The 17,293-nt window shown below is 62.7% G+C and carries 15 protein-coding genes; 3 read left to right on the top strand and 12 right to left on the bottom strand.

What is annotated here, in order from left to right; translation table 11 throughout:
* Positions 1-19: 19 nt before the first annotated feature.
* From ABIB44_RS06195 to ABIB44_RS06210, 4 genes are all read right to left on the bottom strand, one after another.
* Positions 20-970: a 3-oxoacyl-ACP synthase III family protein gene (locus ABIB44_RS06195; protein ID WP_354583765.1), complete on the bottom strand. Its 951-nt coding sequence runs from the start codon at positions 968-970 to the stop codon at positions 20-22.
* Positions 971-1,155: 185 nt separating this feature from the next.
* Positions 1,156-1,887 (bottom strand): head GIN domain-containing protein, encoded by a 732-nt coding sequence (locus ABIB44_RS06200; protein ID WP_354583766.1) that lies wholly within the window; start codon positions 1,885-1,887, stop codon positions 1,156-1,158.
* A 114-nt stretch (positions 1,888-2,001) separates the two neighbouring features.
* Positions 2,002-3,369, bottom strand: a complete 1,368-nt coding sequence (locus ABIB44_RS06205; protein ID WP_354583767.1) for a carbohydrate porin — start codon at positions 3,367-3,369, stop codon at positions 2,002-2,004.
* Between the two features lie 110 nt (positions 3,370-3,479).
* The gene (locus tag ABIB44_RS06210; protein ID WP_354583768.1) at positions 3,480-3,896 is read right to left on the bottom strand and encodes a winged helix-turn-helix transcriptional regulator; all 417 of its coding nucleotides are present in this window, start codon (positions 3,894-3,896) and stop codon (positions 3,480-3,482) included.
* 142 nt (positions 3,897-4,038) lie between these two features.
* Here ABIB44_RS06210 and ABIB44_RS06215 point away from each other — a divergent pair, with 142 nt between their 5' ends.
* The 3 genes from ABIB44_RS06215 to ABIB44_RS06225 all read left to right on the top strand — a co-directional run bounded on the left by ABIB44_RS06215 (position 4,039) and on the right by ABIB44_RS06225 (position 6,809).
* Positions 4,039-4,950, top strand: a complete 912-nt coding sequence (locus tag ABIB44_RS06215; protein WP_354583769.1) for an NmrA family NAD(P)-binding protein — start codon at positions 4,039-4,041, stop codon at positions 4,948-4,950.
* A gap of 159 nt (positions 4,951-5,109) precedes the next feature.
* Positions 5,110-5,895, top strand: coding sequence for an alpha/beta fold hydrolase (locus ABIB44_RS06220; RefSeq protein WP_354583770.1), 786 nt, complete (start codon positions 5,110-5,112; stop codon positions 5,893-5,895).
* Between the two features lie 212 nt (positions 5,896-6,107).
* On the top strand, positions 6,108-6,809 hold the full coding sequence (locus ABIB44_RS06225; protein WP_354583771.1) for an SAM-dependent methyltransferase: 702 nt from the start codon (positions 6,108-6,110) through the stop codon (positions 6,807-6,809).
* A gap of 140 nt (positions 6,810-6,949) precedes the next feature.
* On the opposite strand, the gene ABIB44_RS06230 is transcribed toward ABIB44_RS06225, so the two are convergent.
* The 8 genes from ABIB44_RS06230 to ABIB44_RS06265 all read right to left on the bottom strand — a co-directional run bounded on the left by ABIB44_RS06230 (position 6,950) and on the right by ABIB44_RS06265 (position 17,291).
* Positions 6,950-8,320: an ammonium transporter gene (locus ABIB44_RS06230; protein WP_354583772.1), complete on the bottom strand. Its 1,371-nt coding sequence runs from the start codon at positions 8,318-8,320 to the stop codon at positions 6,950-6,952.
* A 120-nt stretch (positions 8,321-8,440) separates the two neighbouring features.
* On the bottom strand, positions 8,441-9,751 hold the full coding sequence (locus tag ABIB44_RS06235) for a sensor histidine kinase (protein ID WP_354583773.1): 1,311 nt from the start codon (positions 9,749-9,751) through the stop codon (positions 8,441-8,443).
* Between the two features lie 230 nt (positions 9,752-9,981).
* Positions 9,982-11,373, bottom strand: a complete 1,392-nt coding sequence (locus ABIB44_RS06240) for a sigma-54-dependent transcriptional regulator (protein WP_354583774.1) — start codon at positions 11,371-11,373, stop codon at positions 9,982-9,984.
* A gap of 179 nt (positions 11,374-11,552) precedes the next feature.
* Positions 11,553-12,254 carry a head GIN domain-containing protein gene (locus tag ABIB44_RS06245; protein WP_354583775.1) on the bottom strand — a complete coding sequence of 234 codons (702 nt, stop codon included), beginning with the start codon at positions 12,252-12,254 and terminating at the stop codon, positions 11,553-11,555.
* Between the two features lie 173 nt (positions 12,255-12,427).
* Positions 12,428-13,627, bottom strand: a complete 1,200-nt coding sequence (locus ABIB44_RS06250) for an ABC transporter permease (protein WP_354583776.1) — start codon at positions 13,625-13,627, stop codon at positions 12,428-12,430.
* 152 nt (positions 13,628-13,779) lie between these two features.
* The gene (locus ABIB44_RS06255; RefSeq protein WP_354583777.1) at positions 13,780-15,033 is read right to left on the bottom strand and encodes an ABC transporter permease; all 1,254 of its coding nucleotides are present in this window, start codon (positions 15,031-15,033) and stop codon (positions 13,780-13,782) included.
* 75 nt (positions 15,034-15,108) lie between these two features.
* A complete protein-coding gene (locus ABIB44_RS06260; protein WP_354583778.1) occupies positions 15,109-15,834 on the bottom strand; it encodes an ABC transporter ATP-binding protein in 726 nt (241 codons plus the stop codon).
* Positions 15,831-17,291 (bottom strand): TolC family protein, encoded by a 1,461-nt coding sequence (locus ABIB44_RS06265; protein WP_354583779.1) that lies wholly within the window; start codon positions 17,289-17,291, stop codon positions 15,831-15,833. The genes ABIB44_RS06260 and ABIB44_RS06265 overlap by 4 nt, the downstream gene beginning before the upstream one ends.
* Between the last annotated feature and the right edge of the window lie 2 nt (positions 17,292-17,293).

The raw sequence follows: 17,293 nt of genomic DNA on the forward strand, positions 1-17,293 counted from the left end.
AACCGTTGACCATTAATCATCAACCCTTATTCAAGAGCATGGCCCCGTACGAGTACCCGCCGCCGAACACGGTGATGATGACCTTGTCACCGCCCTTGAGCTTATCCCATACCTCGGCCAAGCCGATGGCAGCACCCGCGCAACCGGTGTTGCCGAGGCGCTCGATGTTGTTCACGGTGCGCTCCACCTCGATGCCAAGCTGTTTGGCCACGTTCTTTGAGATGCGCAGGTTGGCCTGGTGCGGGATGAGGTACGTCAGGTCGGGCGTGGCAATGTGGTGCTTGTCGAGCAGCGTTTGGGTTACGCGGGCCATATAAGTGCAGGCCTGCTGAAACACGTCGCGGCCGAAGGGCATCACAATGCCTTTTTCCACGGGCTTCAGGGTCACGGCTTCGTCGGCTTTGCCCACGGGGGCTGCCCCACCGGTGATAACTTCGGCAATGTGCAGGTCATCGGGACTAATGCGCTCCTTGCTGATGAGCAAAGCCGCCGCGCCGTCGCCCCAGAGGTGGCCGGCCATGGTATCTTCCTCGTTGTTGTAGGCGGTATTGTGCTCGGTTACGACCACCACGGCGCGGGTGGCCTTGCCCATGGCAAAGTAGCCCTCCACGATTTCAATGGCATTCAGCAGCGACGAGCAGGCCGAGGAGATACTCACCGTCGGGATTTCGTTGATGCCTAAATCGCGCTGCACGGCGTGGGCAGCCGTAAAAATAGTGTCGTGGGGGGTGTAAGTACCGGCCACGATAAGGTCGACACTAGCTTGGGCAAAAGCGGGGGCAGCGGCCAGTACGGCGCGGGTGGCGGCAATGGCCATGGTGTTGGCGTTTTCGCCAGGGGCCGCTTTACGCCGCTCCTCAATGCCGGTGCGCTCAATTATCCACTCGCTGGCCAGGCCATTGAGGCGCGTGAAATGAGCATTGGTGACGACGGCCTCCGGGAGGTAGGCCGCCACATGGTGAAGGTACACAGAATGATATTGGGTGAGAAACTGGGGCAAGCCTTGCGGCCCGGTAAAGGTACGGCTCCGGGCCGGCGGCGGTCAGCCTGCGCCGGCCATATGCCCGAATTTTATACTCGCAGGCCATTATCGACCCACCAAAAAGCCCCGGCTGCAAGCAGCAGACCGGGGCTTTTTCACAGTGTCTTAGCTCGTTATTCCTTCGCGACCCGGCCACTGCCGCGCGTGGTGCTGCTGAGCTGTGCCCCACCGGCCACGTACATGTTGCCCGAGCCCGAAATAGTGGCTTCGGCCGAGCGGCTGGCGTACACATGGGCATTGCCCGAGCCACTGATGCGGGCGCGGCTGGTTTCGGTTTTCAGGTCGTGGGCCCGCACTTTGCCTGAGCCGCTGATGCGGATTTCGTTGCCGGGGCAGGTGCCGGCCACCAGCACATCGCCCGAGCCGGACACGACCGTTTCGAGGTGCCCAGCCTTAAGCTGCGGCACCAGCAAATCGCCGGAGCCGCTCACGGCCAGCGTCATGGCATCGGCCTCCAGCGTCCCGTTCACCTCGAGCTTACCCGAGCCGCCCACGCGCAGGGCTGTCAGGCTGGGCGCGGTCACGTATACCGTTACGGAACCGTGGCTTTTGTAGTCGAACATGCCGCTGCCCGGCTTCTGGCGAAAGCCCAGACGCAGCTTGCTGCCCTGCACCTCAGTTTCAAAATCGGCCAGGTCTTCCTTGCTGGCTTCCACCACCACGCTCTGGGGGCTGCCCTGCTTCACCACCACGTGGGCCGAGCCGCCGAGGCTGATTTCGGTAAATGAGCCCACCGAGCGGGTTTCGCGGTCGGCCAGGGGTCGGGCCGTCGTGAAGGACGAGAGCGCGCCCCCGGCCAACACCAGCAGGCTGGCGCACAGGGAGGTAATCCGAAAATTATTCATGCGAAAAAAGTGAAAAGGTTGAATGTATGAACCCGGTTACCTGCCTGATGCCAGCGGCGTTACAGCGGTTGCCCGAAGTTATTCTTTTTTACCTTTTTTCCTGACCAACTTTCACTAGAATTCGACGTGCAGCCGCAGGGCCACCACGTGCACTGGCCCGCTGCGGTCGCGGTTGTAGGCTGGGTTGATAACCAGTTGATAGTCGGGGCTGATGGAGGCGTGGTAGGTGGGCAGCGCGAAGCTGTAGTACACCTCCCCAATCTGCTCCAGGCCGTAGTTCAGCGCCCCGTCGCCCACGATGAAGCCGTAGCCGCCGGCCGCCAGGTAGGCGCGGTGCTCGGGGCTGATACCGTTCACGACCAAGGCCGCACCGAGGCGGTCGTCGGGCCGTTGCCAGCGGTCGCCGGTGCTCACCAGACCGAGGCTGGCACTGTGGTCGATTTCGGTGAAAGCCCAGGTTTCGTTCTTGCCGTCGTTGTAGCTCACCCGGGCAAACAAGCCCACGTTTTTGGCAATTTCCTGCTCGGCGTTCAGGCCGAAACCGATTTTGGTATGACCGGCGCGGCGCACCAGCGTCACGTCGGGCTGCTCGCCGGTGAGCTGAGCCAACCGGATAGCCGTGTTGTAGGTAGCCATCGCCGCCACGTTGCGGAAGCCCAGCGCCCGGATGGTGCCCTGCCGGCCCCGGAGGTGGTATACTTTAGTTAGCTCTACGGTTTCGGCGTGGGCCGTGCCGTAGTGGAAATCCAGCGTGGGGCCATTGGCCTCCGTAGGCATGAGCGTGGAGGCCAAACGGGCCGTGAAACCGGGCGTCACGTACTCAAAAACACCGCCTACGGTGTAGCCACGGGTATTGGCGGCGTAGTCCCAACCGCCGGCGCTCATCAGGCTCCAGTTCAGAAACTGCGTGCGTGGGTCGTGCGAATAGCTGTTTTGGTCGAAGAAATCGGCAGTGCTGAACTTGCCGACGTTGACGGCAAAGTAGCGGCGTGGGGTGGGGCCGGCCACTTGGTTGAGGTCGTCCAAATCCACGTCGGTGGCCGTTCCCAGCGCAAACACCTGGCGCAGGTACAGCCGGGCCAGGTACAGGTTAGGGGCCGGGTCGCCGATACGGAACGTTTCGCCGTTGGTGAAGCCGGCGATGCCGCGCGCGCCGCTTAGCCCGCTGCCGCCTGCCACTTCGGGGTTGAAATACACCGCCGCCCCCTGCCACAGCCGCCGCCCGATGAAGAGTGTGCTGGTAAAGGAGAGCTTAGCTGATTCGCGGTCGGCCAGACTATAGTCGCCCGAATAGGGCGTAGTCAAATTATTGTGCCACTGGCTAATGAGGGTTTGCTGAAAGTGCAGGCTCCACTTGCGTGGGGCACCTGGGTCGTTCGGATTAGGCAGATGAGCCGGCTCCTGAGCCGAGGCGGCGTTGGGCGGCGTGGCGGGCGTGGTAGAACCGGGCGGCGTGACCTGGGCCACGGCGGGCAGGGCCACCAACAGCGCCCCGGCGAACAGTAGAGATAGGTGTTTCAGAATCGAAGAACTAACAAGGCCGAATAAGTTGGGATGAAAGGTGCCGCACCGCAGATGTTGAAATAGTGAAGTTACCCGGCGGCCTCGTTTGTGGCGGGCGTTTCGGGCAGTGGGCAGCCGCCCTCCCGGCCGAGGTACTGCATGCCCCAGCCCAGCAGCTCGGCAAACACGGGCCGCACGCGCTGCCCCTGCTCCGTCAGGCTGTAGTCGACGCGCGGTGGCACGGTCTGGTGCACGGTGCGGGCCACGATGCCGTCGGTTTCCAGCTCGCGCAGCTCCTGAATCAGCATCTTCTCCGTGATTTCGGGCATGAGGCGGCGCAGCTCGCCGTAGCGCCGGGGCTCGTCGAGCAGATAGGAGAGGATGAGCAGCTTCCACTTGCCGCCCAGCACGTTGAGGGTGGTGCGCACGGGGCAAATGAGGCTGCGCTCGGGACTGGCTGACGACCAGTAGGCTTCGGCCGTCTGTTGCTTGGTAAGTTTCGACATAAAATTATTTAGCTGACTAACAGCAATTTTTACTTTTAAGTAAGTACCCTACTTTTTAGTAGGTACTTGCGAAAAACAAAGCTAATCATTCACCTTTGTATTGCCGCCGCGCAACGCTGCCCCGGCTCATCATTTTACGGTTATGGCTAAGAAAATCACCATCCTCGGCGCCACCGGCAACATCGGCACCGCCCTCGTTCATCACCTGCTGGCGCAGGGCCACCGGGTAACGGCCGTGTCCCGGCCCAGCGCCCGCCTCGATGCCCTCGCCCACGCCGGAGCCATCACCAAAGCCGGCGATGCCCACGACGCACCCTTCCTCACCGAGGCCCTGCGCGGGGCCGACGCGGCCTTCCTCATGATTCCGCCCAATGTGACGGCCCCCGACGTGCTGGCCCACATGGACCAAATCGGCGAAGCCACCGCCCAGGCCGTGCGCGATGCAGGCCTGAAACAAGTCGTGCATCTGAGCAGCATCGGGGCCGACGAGCCGGCCGGCACCGGCCCGGTATTGGGCCTGCACCACCAGGAAGCCCGCCTCAATGCCATCGGGGGCCTTAATGTAGCCCACCTGCGCCCGGCTTATTTCATGGAAAATCTACTGGCCAACGTGGGCATGGTCCAGCACATGGGCATCACCGGCTCGGCCATGCGGCCCGACCTGCGGTTTCCGATGGTGGCCACCCGCGACATCGCCGCCAAAGCCGCCGCGCTGCTGGACGGCCCGGCCCTTGAAGGCCACTCCGTGCACTACCTGCTGGGCCCACGCAACTACTCGCAGCAGGAAGCTACGGTCGCCATCGGCCAGGCCATTGGCCGGCCCGAGCTGCCCTACGTACCCTTCTCCTACGAAGACGCGAAAAAAGGCATGTTGGGCGCGGGCCTGAGCGAAAGCATGGCCAGCCTCTACGACGAGATGACGCGCAGCATGAACGAGGAGAAGGTGATGGTACTTGCTCCGCGCGACGCGGCCAGCACCACGCCCACCACGCTGGAAGAATTTGCCCAGTCGGTGTTTGCGCCGGTGTTCCAGGCGGCTACGGCGGGCGCGTAACAACGATTATATAAAGCACGTCATGCTGAGCGGAGCCGAAGCATCTCTACCGCGTAAGCAACTAATTACTATTGCGGTAGAGATGCTTCGACAAGCTCAGCATGACCGGCTCCTTACCTGACAACCGGCTTTCCCTGGCCCGCAACCTATTTTTGCGCCATGCCGCTACTTCATTACCTCGACCAGGGCCAGGGCCGCCCGCTGGTTATCCTCCACGGCCTGTTTGGCACGCTTGATAACTGGCAGAGTCTGGCGCGCCGCTGGGCCACCGAAGCCGGCCTGCGCGTGATTAGCGTGGATTTGCGTAACCACGGCCGCTCGTTTCACTCGCCCGAGCACACCTACGCCCTCATGGCGCAGGACGTGCTCGAACTCTTCGACCACCTGCAGCTGGGGGCCGATACCACGCTTATGGGCCACAGCATGGGCGGCAAAGTGGCCATGCGCCTCGCCCTCGACCACCCCGAACGGCTGGCTAAGCTCATCATCGTCGATATCGCCCCGCGCTTTTCCAACATGGAACACCAGGACGACATCCTGACTGGCCTGCAATCCGTCGATTTCACCACCTGCACCAACCGGCAGGAGGCCGACACCGCGCTGGCCAAGTACGTGCCCAACGTAGGCACCCGGCAGTTTCTGCTGAAAAACCTCTACCGTAAGGAAGATAATACCTTCGCCTGGCGCATTAACCTGAACGTGCTGGCCGCTCAGCTGGCGGCTATTGGCGAGGCCACAAGCAGCGCCGCGCCGTTCCTGAAGCCGGCCCTTTTCATCCGGGGCGGCAAGTCGGACTATATCACCACCGAGGACAGGCTGTACGGCATTCCAACGCTCTTCCCCAACTCGCAGGTGGCCACCGTGGTCGATGCCGGCCACTGGGTGCACGCCGAGAAGCCGGAGGAAGTTTATGAGATGGTGAAGACTTTTATAATTAAAAATTAAAGATGAGGCACATACCGAAGCTGTTTAGAAAGTTAAAAGAACGGTCATGCTGAGCTTGTCGAAGCATCTCTACCGCTTCGCATGAGCCGTCCAACGAAACGGTAGAGATGCTTCGACAAGCTCAGCATGACCGTTTGATTGATTCTTTTAACTTTCTAAATTTCTTTACATCCAGGTAGTTACGGATTTTCAATTCTTCATTTTTAGTTCCTTTGCTATATCTCATTCCCACACCGCTGGCCGATGACACGGCCCCGCAGGTGCTACCGCCGCAAGTGGTAGCCGCTGTGGCCGCTCTCCCCTACTTCCTGGTGGAGAATGCCCGCACGGCCCGGCGCTTTGTGAAGAGCGTAGCCCCGCACCGCGTCATCGAGGATATCCGCTTCATCGTCATCGACAAAGACAGCACCGATGCCGAGGTGAAAGCGGCCCTCGCGCCGCTGGTGAAAGAAGGCATTGACGCCGGGATTCTGAGTGAAGCGGGCTGCCCCGGCATTGCCGACCCCGGCGCGGCGCTGGCGCGGGAGGCGCACCGGCAGGGCTTGCGGGTGGTGCCACTGGTGGGGCCGTCGTCGCTGCTGCTGGCGCTCATGGCGTCGGGTCTGAACGGGCAGCAGTTTGCTTTCCACGGGTATTTGCCTATTGAGAAAGCGCCGCGCGTGGCGGCCATCAAGGCGCTGGAGAAGGAGGCGCAGCAGCGGCAGCAGTCGCAGCTGTTTATCGAAACGCCCTATCGCAACGGGGCGCTGTTTGCCGATTTGCTGGCGCATTTGCAGCCCAGCACTCGCCTGTGCGTGGCGGCCGAAGTGACGGGCGCGGGCGAGTTCATCAGGACGCTGACCGTGAGCGACTGGAAGCGACTGCCAGCCCCGGAGCTGCACAAGATTCCGACGGTGTTTATAATTGGGACGTAGTGCTATATGCTGTCATCCTGAGCATTCTGCGATTTAAGCAGAGATGAAGGACCTTATCAGGTTTGAACAAGTCGTTCAGCCGTGATAAGGTCCTTCGTCTCTGCTTAAATCGCAGAATGCTCAGGATGACAACCACTTCCCTACGAGGCCCGCACCACGAAACGCAGCTCCGGCGCTAGTTGCTCCAGTTCCTGGGGCGCGGGCAATACCGTTTCGCCGTGCTGGCTCAGGTCGAGGCCGTCGGCCTCGTGGGTGGCATTTACCCGAATGGGAATGAGCACGTTGGTCACTTTGTAGAGCAGGTAGGAGCCGCCGAAAGTGAATACCGAAATAAATGCCAGCGCACCGAGGTGGTGCAGCAGCAGCGTGTAGGAACCGGTAGTAGCCAAGCCGCCTTCCTTAGCAAAAATGGCCGTTAGAATCATGCCCACGATGCCGCCCACGCCGTGGCAGGGGAACACATCCAGGGTATCATCCAGCGTAGTGCGGTTCTTCAAATCGACCGCACCGGCGCTGATGGCGGCCGAGACCACACCGATAAACAGCGCCGGGCCGTAGCTCACGTAGCCCGCCGCCGGGGTGATGGCCACCAGGCCCACTACCGCGCCAATGGCTGCGCCCGCCGCCGAAGGCCGCTGCCCGCGCACGGCCTCAATCATCATCCAGGTGAGCATGGCGGCGGCCGACGCCAGATGCGTGGTCATGAACGCCTGCACCGCCGTGGCATTGGCCGCCAAGGCCGAGCCGGCATTGAACCCAAACCAGCCGAACCACAACAAGCCCGTGCCGAGGAGGATGAACGGCACGTTGGGCGGCACGTGGGTGTGGCCTTCGAGGTGCGCGTGGCGGCGGCCCAGGGCCAGCGCCCCGGCCAGCGCCGCGAAGCCGGCCGAGATGTGCACCACCGTGCCGCCCGCGAAGTCGAGCACGCCCCACTTCATCAGAAAGCCGTCGGGGTGCCAGGTCCAGTGGGCCAGCGGGCAGTAGATGAGCAGGCTGAACAGGCACATGAACAGCAGATAGCCCCAAAACCGGATGCGCTCGGCAAAAGCCCCGCTGATAAGGGCCGGCGTGATGATGGCAAACTTGAGCTGAAAGGCCGCAAACAGCACCAGCGGCAGGTTGGGAGCCAGGCGCGGGTGCGGGGCCGTGCCCACGTTGTTGAACATGAAAAACGTGAGCGGATTGCCGATAACGCCGCCAATGCTGTCGCCAAAGGCCAGCGAAAAGCCCACCACGTACCACAGCACCGAAATCACGCCCAGTGCGATAAAGCTCTGGAGCATGGTCGAAATCACATTACGCTTGCTCACCATGCCGCCGTAGAAGAAGGCCAGGCCCGGAGTCATCAGCAGCACGAGGCCGGAGGCGGAGAGCATCCAGGCCAGGTCGGCGGGCTCGAAGGCGTTGGGCTTAGCGTCGGGGTGGTTCTGGGGCAGGAAAGCCGCGATGCCGGCCAGGAGCAGCAGCAGGCCCAGGCAGGCAGTGGCGAGAAGTTGCTTACGTGTCATGGCAGGGTGCGCTTTATAATGGCACTCTGCGAAATTAAGCAACAATTTCAAACTAAACCCCATTTGTACAAGGGCTATTCCATCAAATCCATTCATTAATTTTGGTTAACCCTTATTTTTTCAGCCCGTTTTATAAAAATTAATCACAAAAGCCGTGCGGCCGGCGGCGTTGGTATCGAGCCGAAAGGTGAAGCCATGGGCCAGCAGCACGTCGCGCACCAGCGTGAGGCCAATGCCCTGCCCGTCGCGCTTGGTGCTGAAGAAGGGCGTGAAAAGCCGCTGCCGCACTTCGGGCGTGAGGGCGGCCCCGTCGTTTTCGATGGTGAGGGCCGGCGGTTGGAGCGTGGCGCTCACCCAGATGTTGCCATCCTGCCCAATGGCTTCGAGGGCATTTTTGGCCACATTCAGCAGTACTTGCTCCAGCTGCTGGGCATCGAGGCTGACCATTAGGGGCTCGTCGGGCAAATCGAGGTGCCAGCGGATGCGGCGCTCCGCGCTCTGGGGCTGGAGCAGGCGGGCCGTGGCGCGGACCAGGGCGCGCACGTCGGTGGGCCGGGGCGCGGGCGGAGGCAGGCGCACCAGCCGCGCAAAGCTGCCGATAAAATTGGCCAGCTGCGTGTTGCGGGCTATGCTCACGTCGAGGGCTTCGGTGAAATCGGGCTGGTCGGCGGGCGCGAGCTGGGGCGCGTAGTGCTGGAAGCTGTGCAGGATGGAGTTAATGGCCCCGATGGAATTATTGATTTCGTGGGCCATCATCCGAATCAGCTGTTCGTAGGCCTGCTTTTCCTGCTTGATGAGCTCTTGGGTGAGCTCCTCCAGCACCACGAAGCGGCGGGTGAAGCCCCGGTCGAAGAAGTGGGCGGCAGTGGCCCGGTAGGTGGCCAAGCCGGAAAGCCGTAGCGTCTGGGGCTGATTTTCGGCTAAGCCCGTCAGGGCCAGGCCCCAGGGCGCGGGCAGCGCGGCGAGGGTCTGGCCGGCCAGCGCGGCGGCCGGCTGGCCAATGAAGCGGACGGCGGCGGCGTTGGCGCTTTCAATCCGGCCCTCGAAATCGAGAATGAGAATGCCCGCCGGCGAGGCTTGAATAAGGCGTTCGAGCAGCACGCTTTTTTCGTGCTGGCTCACGCGCTCACGCCGCAGGGCATCAATCATCTGGTTATACACGCCGATGAGCTGGTCCATCTCGCGCTGGCCCACGGGCACGAACTTCATGCTGAAGTCCTGGGCCTGCATGGCCGCCGTGCCCGCCGCGATGAGCTCAAACGGCCGCACAAAGCCCCGATAGAGCTTCGCAGTGAGCGTGATACTGAGCAGCAGCAGCACCTCGCTCCCCAGAAACAGCGGCACGTTGGTGGTGCGCAGCTGGGCCGCCACCGCAATGAGCACGACGTGAATGAGGGTAGCAAAAAGCAGGAACTGAACGCGGAGGGACATAATAGCAGAAGCAGGCCAATAGACGATTGAAGGCCATCATGCTGAGCGCAGCCGAAGCATCTCGCGGGCAGTAGTGGTAATTGATTTACAGCAGTTTCTAAGTCAGTTTACTGAGTCTAAACCGTCATGCTGAGCTTGTCGAAGCATCTCTACCGCTTCGCAAGGGCCGTTCAACGAAGCGGTAGAGATGCTTCGACAAGCTCAGCATGACGTTCTATTTTTCTTCACCGCTACGCATCATACGGAATGCCGTGCTTCTCCAGCCGCCGGTACAGCGCCCCCCGGCTCAGCCCCAGCGCCCTGGCCACGCGGCTGATATTGCCGGCGTAGTGCACCAGACTCTGCCGAATCATGTGGGATTCGAGCTCATCCAGCGTCATCGAGCCGGGGGCAGGCAATTCGCCAGGCGCGGGCCCGGGTTGGGTCGTGGCCGGCAACGCGTTGGCCTGGAAATCTTCGGGGCCCAGCTCTTCGTGGCCGCTGACGAGCACGGCGCGCTCGACCAGGTTTTTCAGCTCGCGGATGTTGCCGGGCAGCGGCTGCTCGCGCAGCCAGTGCAGGGCGCGGGCACCCACTTTGAGGGCCGGACGCTGGTAGGTGGCGCGCAGCTCGGCGATGAAGTGCTGCGTTAATAACGGAATATCGGCCGGTCGCTCGCGCAGGGCGGGCAGACGCACGGCAATCAGGTTGATGCGGTAGAACAGGTCTTCGCGGAAGCAGCCCTGCGCCACCATTTCGGCCAGGTTGCGGTTGGTGGCGGCGATAACGCGGATATCGAGCCGGCGCGGCTTCGAGTCGCCCAGCACCTCGTAGGTGCGGTCCTGCAGCACGCGCAGCAGCTTCACCTGACTCGCCAGCTCCAGCTCGCCGATTTCGTCCAGGAAAATGGTGCCGCCGTTGGCCAGCTCGAAGCGGCCCACCCGGTCGGTTTTGGCATCGGTGAACGCGCCCCGGCGGTGGCCGAACATCTCGCTTTCAAACAGCGAAGCTGAAATTCCGCCCAGGTTCACCTTCACGAAGGGCTGGCGGGCGCGGTGGCTGTTGCGGTGAATGGCCTCGGCAATCAACTCCTTGCCGGTGCCGCTTTCGCCTTCGATGAGCACGGCGGCGTCGGTGGCGGCCACCTGGCCCACCTGACGCAATATGTACAGCAGCCGGGCATCGTGCCCAATGATGGGCTGGAAGTGGAACTGCTGGTCGAGCTGGTGGCGCGGGTTGGCCGGGCCGGCCGGGGCTGTGGGCGTGGCGGGAGCCTGCTGTAGGGCCAGCACCGTGCCGATGGTCTGGAGCAGCGAGTCGTTGTGCCAGGGCTTGGTCACGAACTCAGCCGCGCCAGCCTTCATACCGGCTACGGCCAGTTCGATGCTGCCCCAGCCGGTAATGAGCACCACGGGCACTTGCGGGGCCAGCTCCTTCAGCTGGCGCAGCAGGGCCAGGCCATCGTGACCGGTGGTGGCGAGCGAGAAGTTCATGTCCAGCAGCACCAACTCGGGCAGGGCTTCGCGGACGGCGGCCAGGGCCTCAGCGGGCGTGGCCACGGCCTGCGCCGGGTAGCCGGCCTGTTTCAGCAGCAGCTTCAGCGAAGTACGGATGGCAAGGTCGTCGTCGACGATGAGAAACATGGTAGGTTGCTGGTGCTTGAAATTTACCAAATAAAGGCACGTCATGCTCATCTGGCGTCCGCGCAGCCGAAGCATCTCCACCACAGTAGTAATCCCCAATCGATTGGATTGCGTGGTGCGGTAGAGATGCTTCGGCTGCGCGGACGCCAGATGAGCATGACAGACTTTGAGGGCGAAACCTACCGCCCTCGCACGCTGCCGCCGCTGCTGGTGCGCTTGCTCACGCGGGGCGAGCCGGCGTAGCGCACGTCGCCGCCGCTGCTGGCGTGGGCCGTGAGCGTTTCCTGCACGGCCACGGCCACATCGCCGCCGCTGCTGGCCGTGGCTTCGCAGGCGCGGGCCATCAAGGCATCGCCCCTAAACACGCCGCCACTGCTGGCCGCTACATCAAGCCGCTGGGCGCTGCCAGCCAGCGTGGCCACGCCACCGCTGCTCACCTGAGCGCGCAGGTCGGTACTGCTGAAATTAGCCTTGATTGTGGCCCCAGACGATGCTTCCACGTCGAGTTTCTGGGTGGTGAAGGCACCGACAACTTCCGCTTTTGCACCGCTGCTGGCGTGCAGGGCATCGAGGCTGGTGGCCGTCACGTTCACGCGCAGGTGGCGGGTTTTAGTCATGGTCCAGGTTTCGCTCAGCTTGCGGTCGAAGCTGATTTTCAGCACGCCGTCGCGCACTTCGGTTTTGAGGCGTTCGAGCTGGTCGGCATCGTCGGCGCTGGCTTCCACGCGCTGGGTGGTGCCGGAGGCTAAGCTCAGCTCGATACCGTTGCTCACCTCCACGGCATGGAAGCTGGCCACGTCGCGTAGCTGCGGAGCGGTTTGGGCGAAGGCAACGCCCGTGCTCAGGAGGCAGAAGAAGGCGGTGGCGGGAAGGTTTTTCATAGTTGAAACAGAAAAAAGGGGAGAAAAGCCGGAAGTACTGTAGCGGCAGATGCCGCTTGGTAATGTTTGGTTGCCCGGGGTACCGGCCAAGGTAACGGTTCGTTACCGGAGCGGGTGAGTAGTTATGAAAAGCTTGTCATCCTGCGCAAGCGCAGGATGACAAATGGGAAAACTCACTCTTCGCGCAGAGCGGTAGCCGGTTGAATAGCCGCCGCGAGCCGGCTGGGCTGCCAGGCGCATAAAGCTGTGATGGCGTACACCGCCGCTGCCGCCGCGCCAATGGCCAGCAAGTACGGCTGCACCGGCAGGTCGAAGGCATTGAGTAGTGGAAACTGCGCCGCCAGCAGCCCGCCCAGCACCACGCCAAACGTGGTCACCACCATCGTCTCACCCAGAAACTGCCGGCCGATGCCCGCGCCGGTGGCCCCCATGGCCCGGCGCAGCCCAATCTCGGCTCGGCGCTGGCTGATGTTGTACCACAGCACCCCGAACAGCCCCAGCGCCACATTAATAATGAGAAACAGACCCATGATGCACAGCCCTACCACCGGCACCAGCGTGTAGCGGCGGCGGTGCAGGCGGTCGTCGTCCATCACGCGAACTTCGGTGGTCCACTGGCGCGTGACGCCGGCCACGGTGCGGGCTATTTTCTCCTGCAGCTCGCCGCCCTGGCCGGGAGCCACGCGCACCAGCACGTTGGCCGTTTCCCAATGGGTGGTGTCGTAGGGCAGCAGGCGTAGCCACACCGAGGGGATAGCGGCCGAGAAGTCGCTTTCCATCCGCACGTTGTCCACTACGCCCATCACTTGGAACTCGTCTTCGGACTTGGGGTTGGGGCCGGGCTCGCTATAGGTGAAAATTTTGCCTAGGGCCGGTCCGTCGCCAAACATGATTTTACGCAGGTCCTGGCTGATGACCACGGGGCGGTGGTTACTGCCGTCGTCGGCCGGGGCAAACCAGCGGCCCTCGCGCAAGTGCAGCTGCATGGCCTCGGCGTAGCGGTCATCGGCGGCGTAGTTATTAGCCGGCGGCGTTTTCTTGCCCTTGTAAGCAAGATTAGAGTTGTTGGTGTTGAATATGAACGGGAAGTTGCCACTGGTGAGGGTCACCGTGCGCACGCCGGGCAGGGCCTTCACCTGCCGCAGTACGTCGTCGAGCTCGGCGCGGGGCATTTTCAGGTTCTGGCCGGCGCGCACTTCCAGCCGCCACACCTGCTCGTAGTTGAAGCCGTGCGGGGCAAAGTAGTTTTTGGCCGTGGTGATGAGCACCGTGCCCACTCCAAACAGCACCACGAAAGAGAAAAAGATTTCGGAAATCAGCAGCAGGTTGGCCCGCTTGCGGTTCCAGATGAGGGTAAAAAGATGGCGGAGCATGAGTTTTGGATAGGAAAGCAGGGAGGAAAACCGTCTGTCATCCTGAGCGCAGCGAAGGACCTTACCGCCGCTCAACAGTTGGCAATAGTCAATTAAAGAGATGGTGACAAGGTCCTTCGCCGCGCTCAGGATGACAGGCGCAACACAATGGCTTACTTCTGTTCGCCGCCGCTGCCGCGCAGGGCGGCCACGGGGTTCAGGCGCGACATTTTCCAGGCCGGGTACACGCCGCTCATCAGCCCGAAAATCAGCGTGAGCAGCACTCCCCAGCCAAACACCGACCAGCTCAGGGCGAAGTGCGCGTAGGCCACGGGGTGGGCCTCGTTCACCAGGGCCAGCGCCCCGGCGGCCAGCGCCAGCCCCAGCAGCCCGCCCACCAGGGCCAGCACCACGTTCTCGACCAGAAAGTGGCTCACCAAATTGCTGCCCGTCGCCCCAAAGGCCTTGCGCACCCCAATCTCGCCCGAGCGCTCCAGGATGCGCGTCACGTTCAGGTTCACCAGGTTCAGGGCTGGCAACAGCATGAACAGCAGGGCCAGCCCGCCCACCAGCAGGTAAAACTTGCCGAGGTTGTCGTCATCCAGGTTGTTGAACATTGCCCGCGTGAAGCTGGTCAGAATGGAGTCGGTGTAGGAAAAAACGGCCTCCACCTCCTTGGGATTAGGGATTTCCACCCGGCGCATCACCTGCTGGTACTCCTCGCGCACGGCGGGCACGGCGGCGGCCGAGGGGGCCAGCAACGTCACAATAAACTCGCCGTTCAGGCGGTTGTCCTTATAGAGCTGCGGGCTCAGCGTGTAGGGCACCCACACGTCGGCATACGCAAATACCTTGGCCGCCGACACGTTGCGCACCACCCCAGCCACGCGGTAGCGCTTCAGGTCGATTTCGATGGTGCGGCCCACCACGGCGGTGCTGCCAAAGTAGGCGCGGGCCGTGGCTTCGTTCAGCACGCACACCGGCTGGGCACTCTTCACTTCCCCGCCGGTAAACGCCCGCCCGCCCAAAAACTCAAAGTCCATGATGCGCCAGAAGTTGCCGTCGGTGTACGCCAGGTCCAGCGCCAGCAGCTTGCTCCGGGTGAAGGCCGTGGCGTTGGAAGTGCCCGTGCTGATGCCTACCAACTCCGGGGTTTTCATCTTGCGCACGTAGTCGTCCACAAAGTGAATGCTGGCCGGCATGTTCATCCAGCCGCGCCCGCCCACTACCTGCTGCCGAATCACGTTCACGAACAGCATCCGGTCCACGCGCTTCGCCGGCGTGCCCGGCCCTACCAGGTGGTCGAACATGGCCATTACCACCAGCAAAATCATTAGCGTGAAACTCACACCAAACAGGCTGATGAAGGTGAAGAACTTGCGGCGCATGAGCACCTTCCAGGCGATTTTTAAGTAACTTAAAAACATGGCTTTTTTGATTTTACAGGAACGTCGTGCCAAGTGCAGTCGAAGCATGAAGCCCTAATGATTTAGTGACCTGAATCAGCCCACCTGGCTGCCATCGAAAAATCGAATCACGCGCTGGGTCTTCTGCGCTTGTTGCATGTCGTGGGTCACCATCACGATGGTCACGCCCTGCTCGCGGTTCAGGTCCAGCAGCAGGTCCATAATCTCCTCGCCCATCACCGAGTCGAGGTTGCCGGTGGGCTCATCGGCCAGAATGATTTCCGGGCCGCCGGCCAGGGCCCGCGCAATGGCTACCCGCTGCCGCTGCCCGCCGCTCAGCTGGCTGGGGAAGTGGCCGGTGCGGGCGCTCAGCCCCACCTTATCCAGCGCCGCGAGGGCCAGCTGCCGACGCTCCCGGCCGCTCATGCCGGGCCGGTACAGCAGGGGCAGCTCCACGTTGTCCACCACCGAAAGGTCGTTTATCAAATGGTAGCTCTGAAACACGAAGCCGATTTTGAGGTTGCGCAGCCCGGCCAGCTCCTTGTCGGAGTAGGAAGTCACGGCGCGGCCGTCCACCTCAATCGTGCCGCTGGTGGGCTCGTCGAGCAGCCCCATCAGGCTGAGCAGCGTTGACTTCCCGCAGCCGCTCGGTCCCATAATGGACACGAACTCGCCGCGGTCAATGGTCAGGTTCACGCTATTCAGCGCCACCGTTTCAATGGTTTTAGTCTGGTAGATTTTTTCAATGTTGCGCAGACGCAGAACAGGCATAGCGGCGGGCGTGGTAGGCACGGCGTGGCGGAAGTCGGTTTCCGGGTTCATTTGAGGAGGGGCGTTTGGTTTTCGAAGTCGAATAAAGTGAGGGCCCGCAGGCGGTAGTAAGCGACCCAGCCGGCGCGCAGGGCGTAGATGTAGCCGCGCCGGGCCCCGTCCTTGGCTACCGAGGCCAGGGTCAAATCCGTCAGGCTGATGCGGCCTAGCAGATAGGTGGCGCGGGCAATGTCGTAGCGGCGCTGAGCCAGCGAGTCGGCGCGACCAGCCAACTGAATTTGTTCGGCCAGCGCGGGCTGCTGCCCGGCCTGCGTGAGCACGGTTTGCTCGAAGCTCTGGGTTTCTTGGGCCACATCGTGCCGGGTCTGGTCGCGGATGAGTTCGGCGGTTTTCACAATGGCCTGGCGGCGTCCCCAGTCCACGAGCGGCAGCGCAAAGGCCAGGCGCACCTGCTGCTGGTTTTGCAGGTTCAGGTAGGTATCGGCAAAGACAGCAGCCTGGTTCACGTAGCCCAGGTTGGCCGTGAGGCTGGCCTGAAAGCCAGTGGTGCCCCGCGCGTGGGCTACGTCGCGCTCGGCCTGCAGCAGCCGGCGGCGCAGCGCCAGCGTGGTGCTGCGGTACTGCCGGGCCTCGGCTAGCGCCTGCGTGGGCAGCACGGCCGGCTGCGGGGCCGGCGCGGGCACCGCTAGCGCCAGCGGGCCTTCGGCGGCCGGCTGGCCGGTGTAGGCCTGCAGGGCCACGGCCGCAATTTCGGCATCGAGCCGGGCCTGATTGCGGGCCTGTTGGGCATCGAGCAGGTTCAGCTCCAGCTGCAACAAGTCGCTCTGCGACAGCCGCCCCAGTGCAAACCGCTCGCGGCCAATGCGCAGCAGCTCAGCCGTGGCCTCGGCGTTCTGGCCGGCCACGGCGGCGTTCACCTGTTGCAGCAGCACGTCGAAATACAGCTCCGTGACGCGCTGAGCCACGGTTTCGCGCTCCTCCACGTAGCTACGGGCACTTTCCTGGTAGCGCAGCGGCTCAATGGCCCGCGCCCATTTCAGACCGTTGAACTGGCCCAGCGGCTGCACAATGCCCAGCGTGAAGGGCTGGTTGTTGTAGCGCTTCAGGTTGCCGTTAAAGTCATCGAACCGCTGCACTTCGGCCCCCACAAACACCTGCGCTCCGGTCGGCCCGATGTTTTGGCTCAGCGTCAGGGCCAGGTTGGAGTTGTTGATGCGCACGGCCCGGAAATCGGTGGTACCGTCGGGCTGCACCACGGGCGTAATCACGCGGCTGAAGTTGGGCAGGGTGCCCGCCAGGCCCAGTTGCGGCCGGTAGTTGGCCTGGTAGCCGCGCCAGGCCCAGTAGCCGGTTTCACGGTTGGTAACGGTTTGCTGGCCGGCGGCCGAGTGGGCCAGCGCCTGGGCAATGACTTCGGCTAGCGTGAGTGGCGGCGCGGCGGACTGCGCCAGCACGCGGCCACCCGTCAGCAACACCATCAGCAGCAGAAGAAAGGCAGGGTATTTCATGG

The organism is Hymenobacter sp. UYCo722 (genome assembly GCF_040547115.1).
Taxonomy (GTDB): Bacteria; Bacteroidota; Bacteroidia; order Cytophagales; family Hymenobacteraceae; genus Hymenobacter.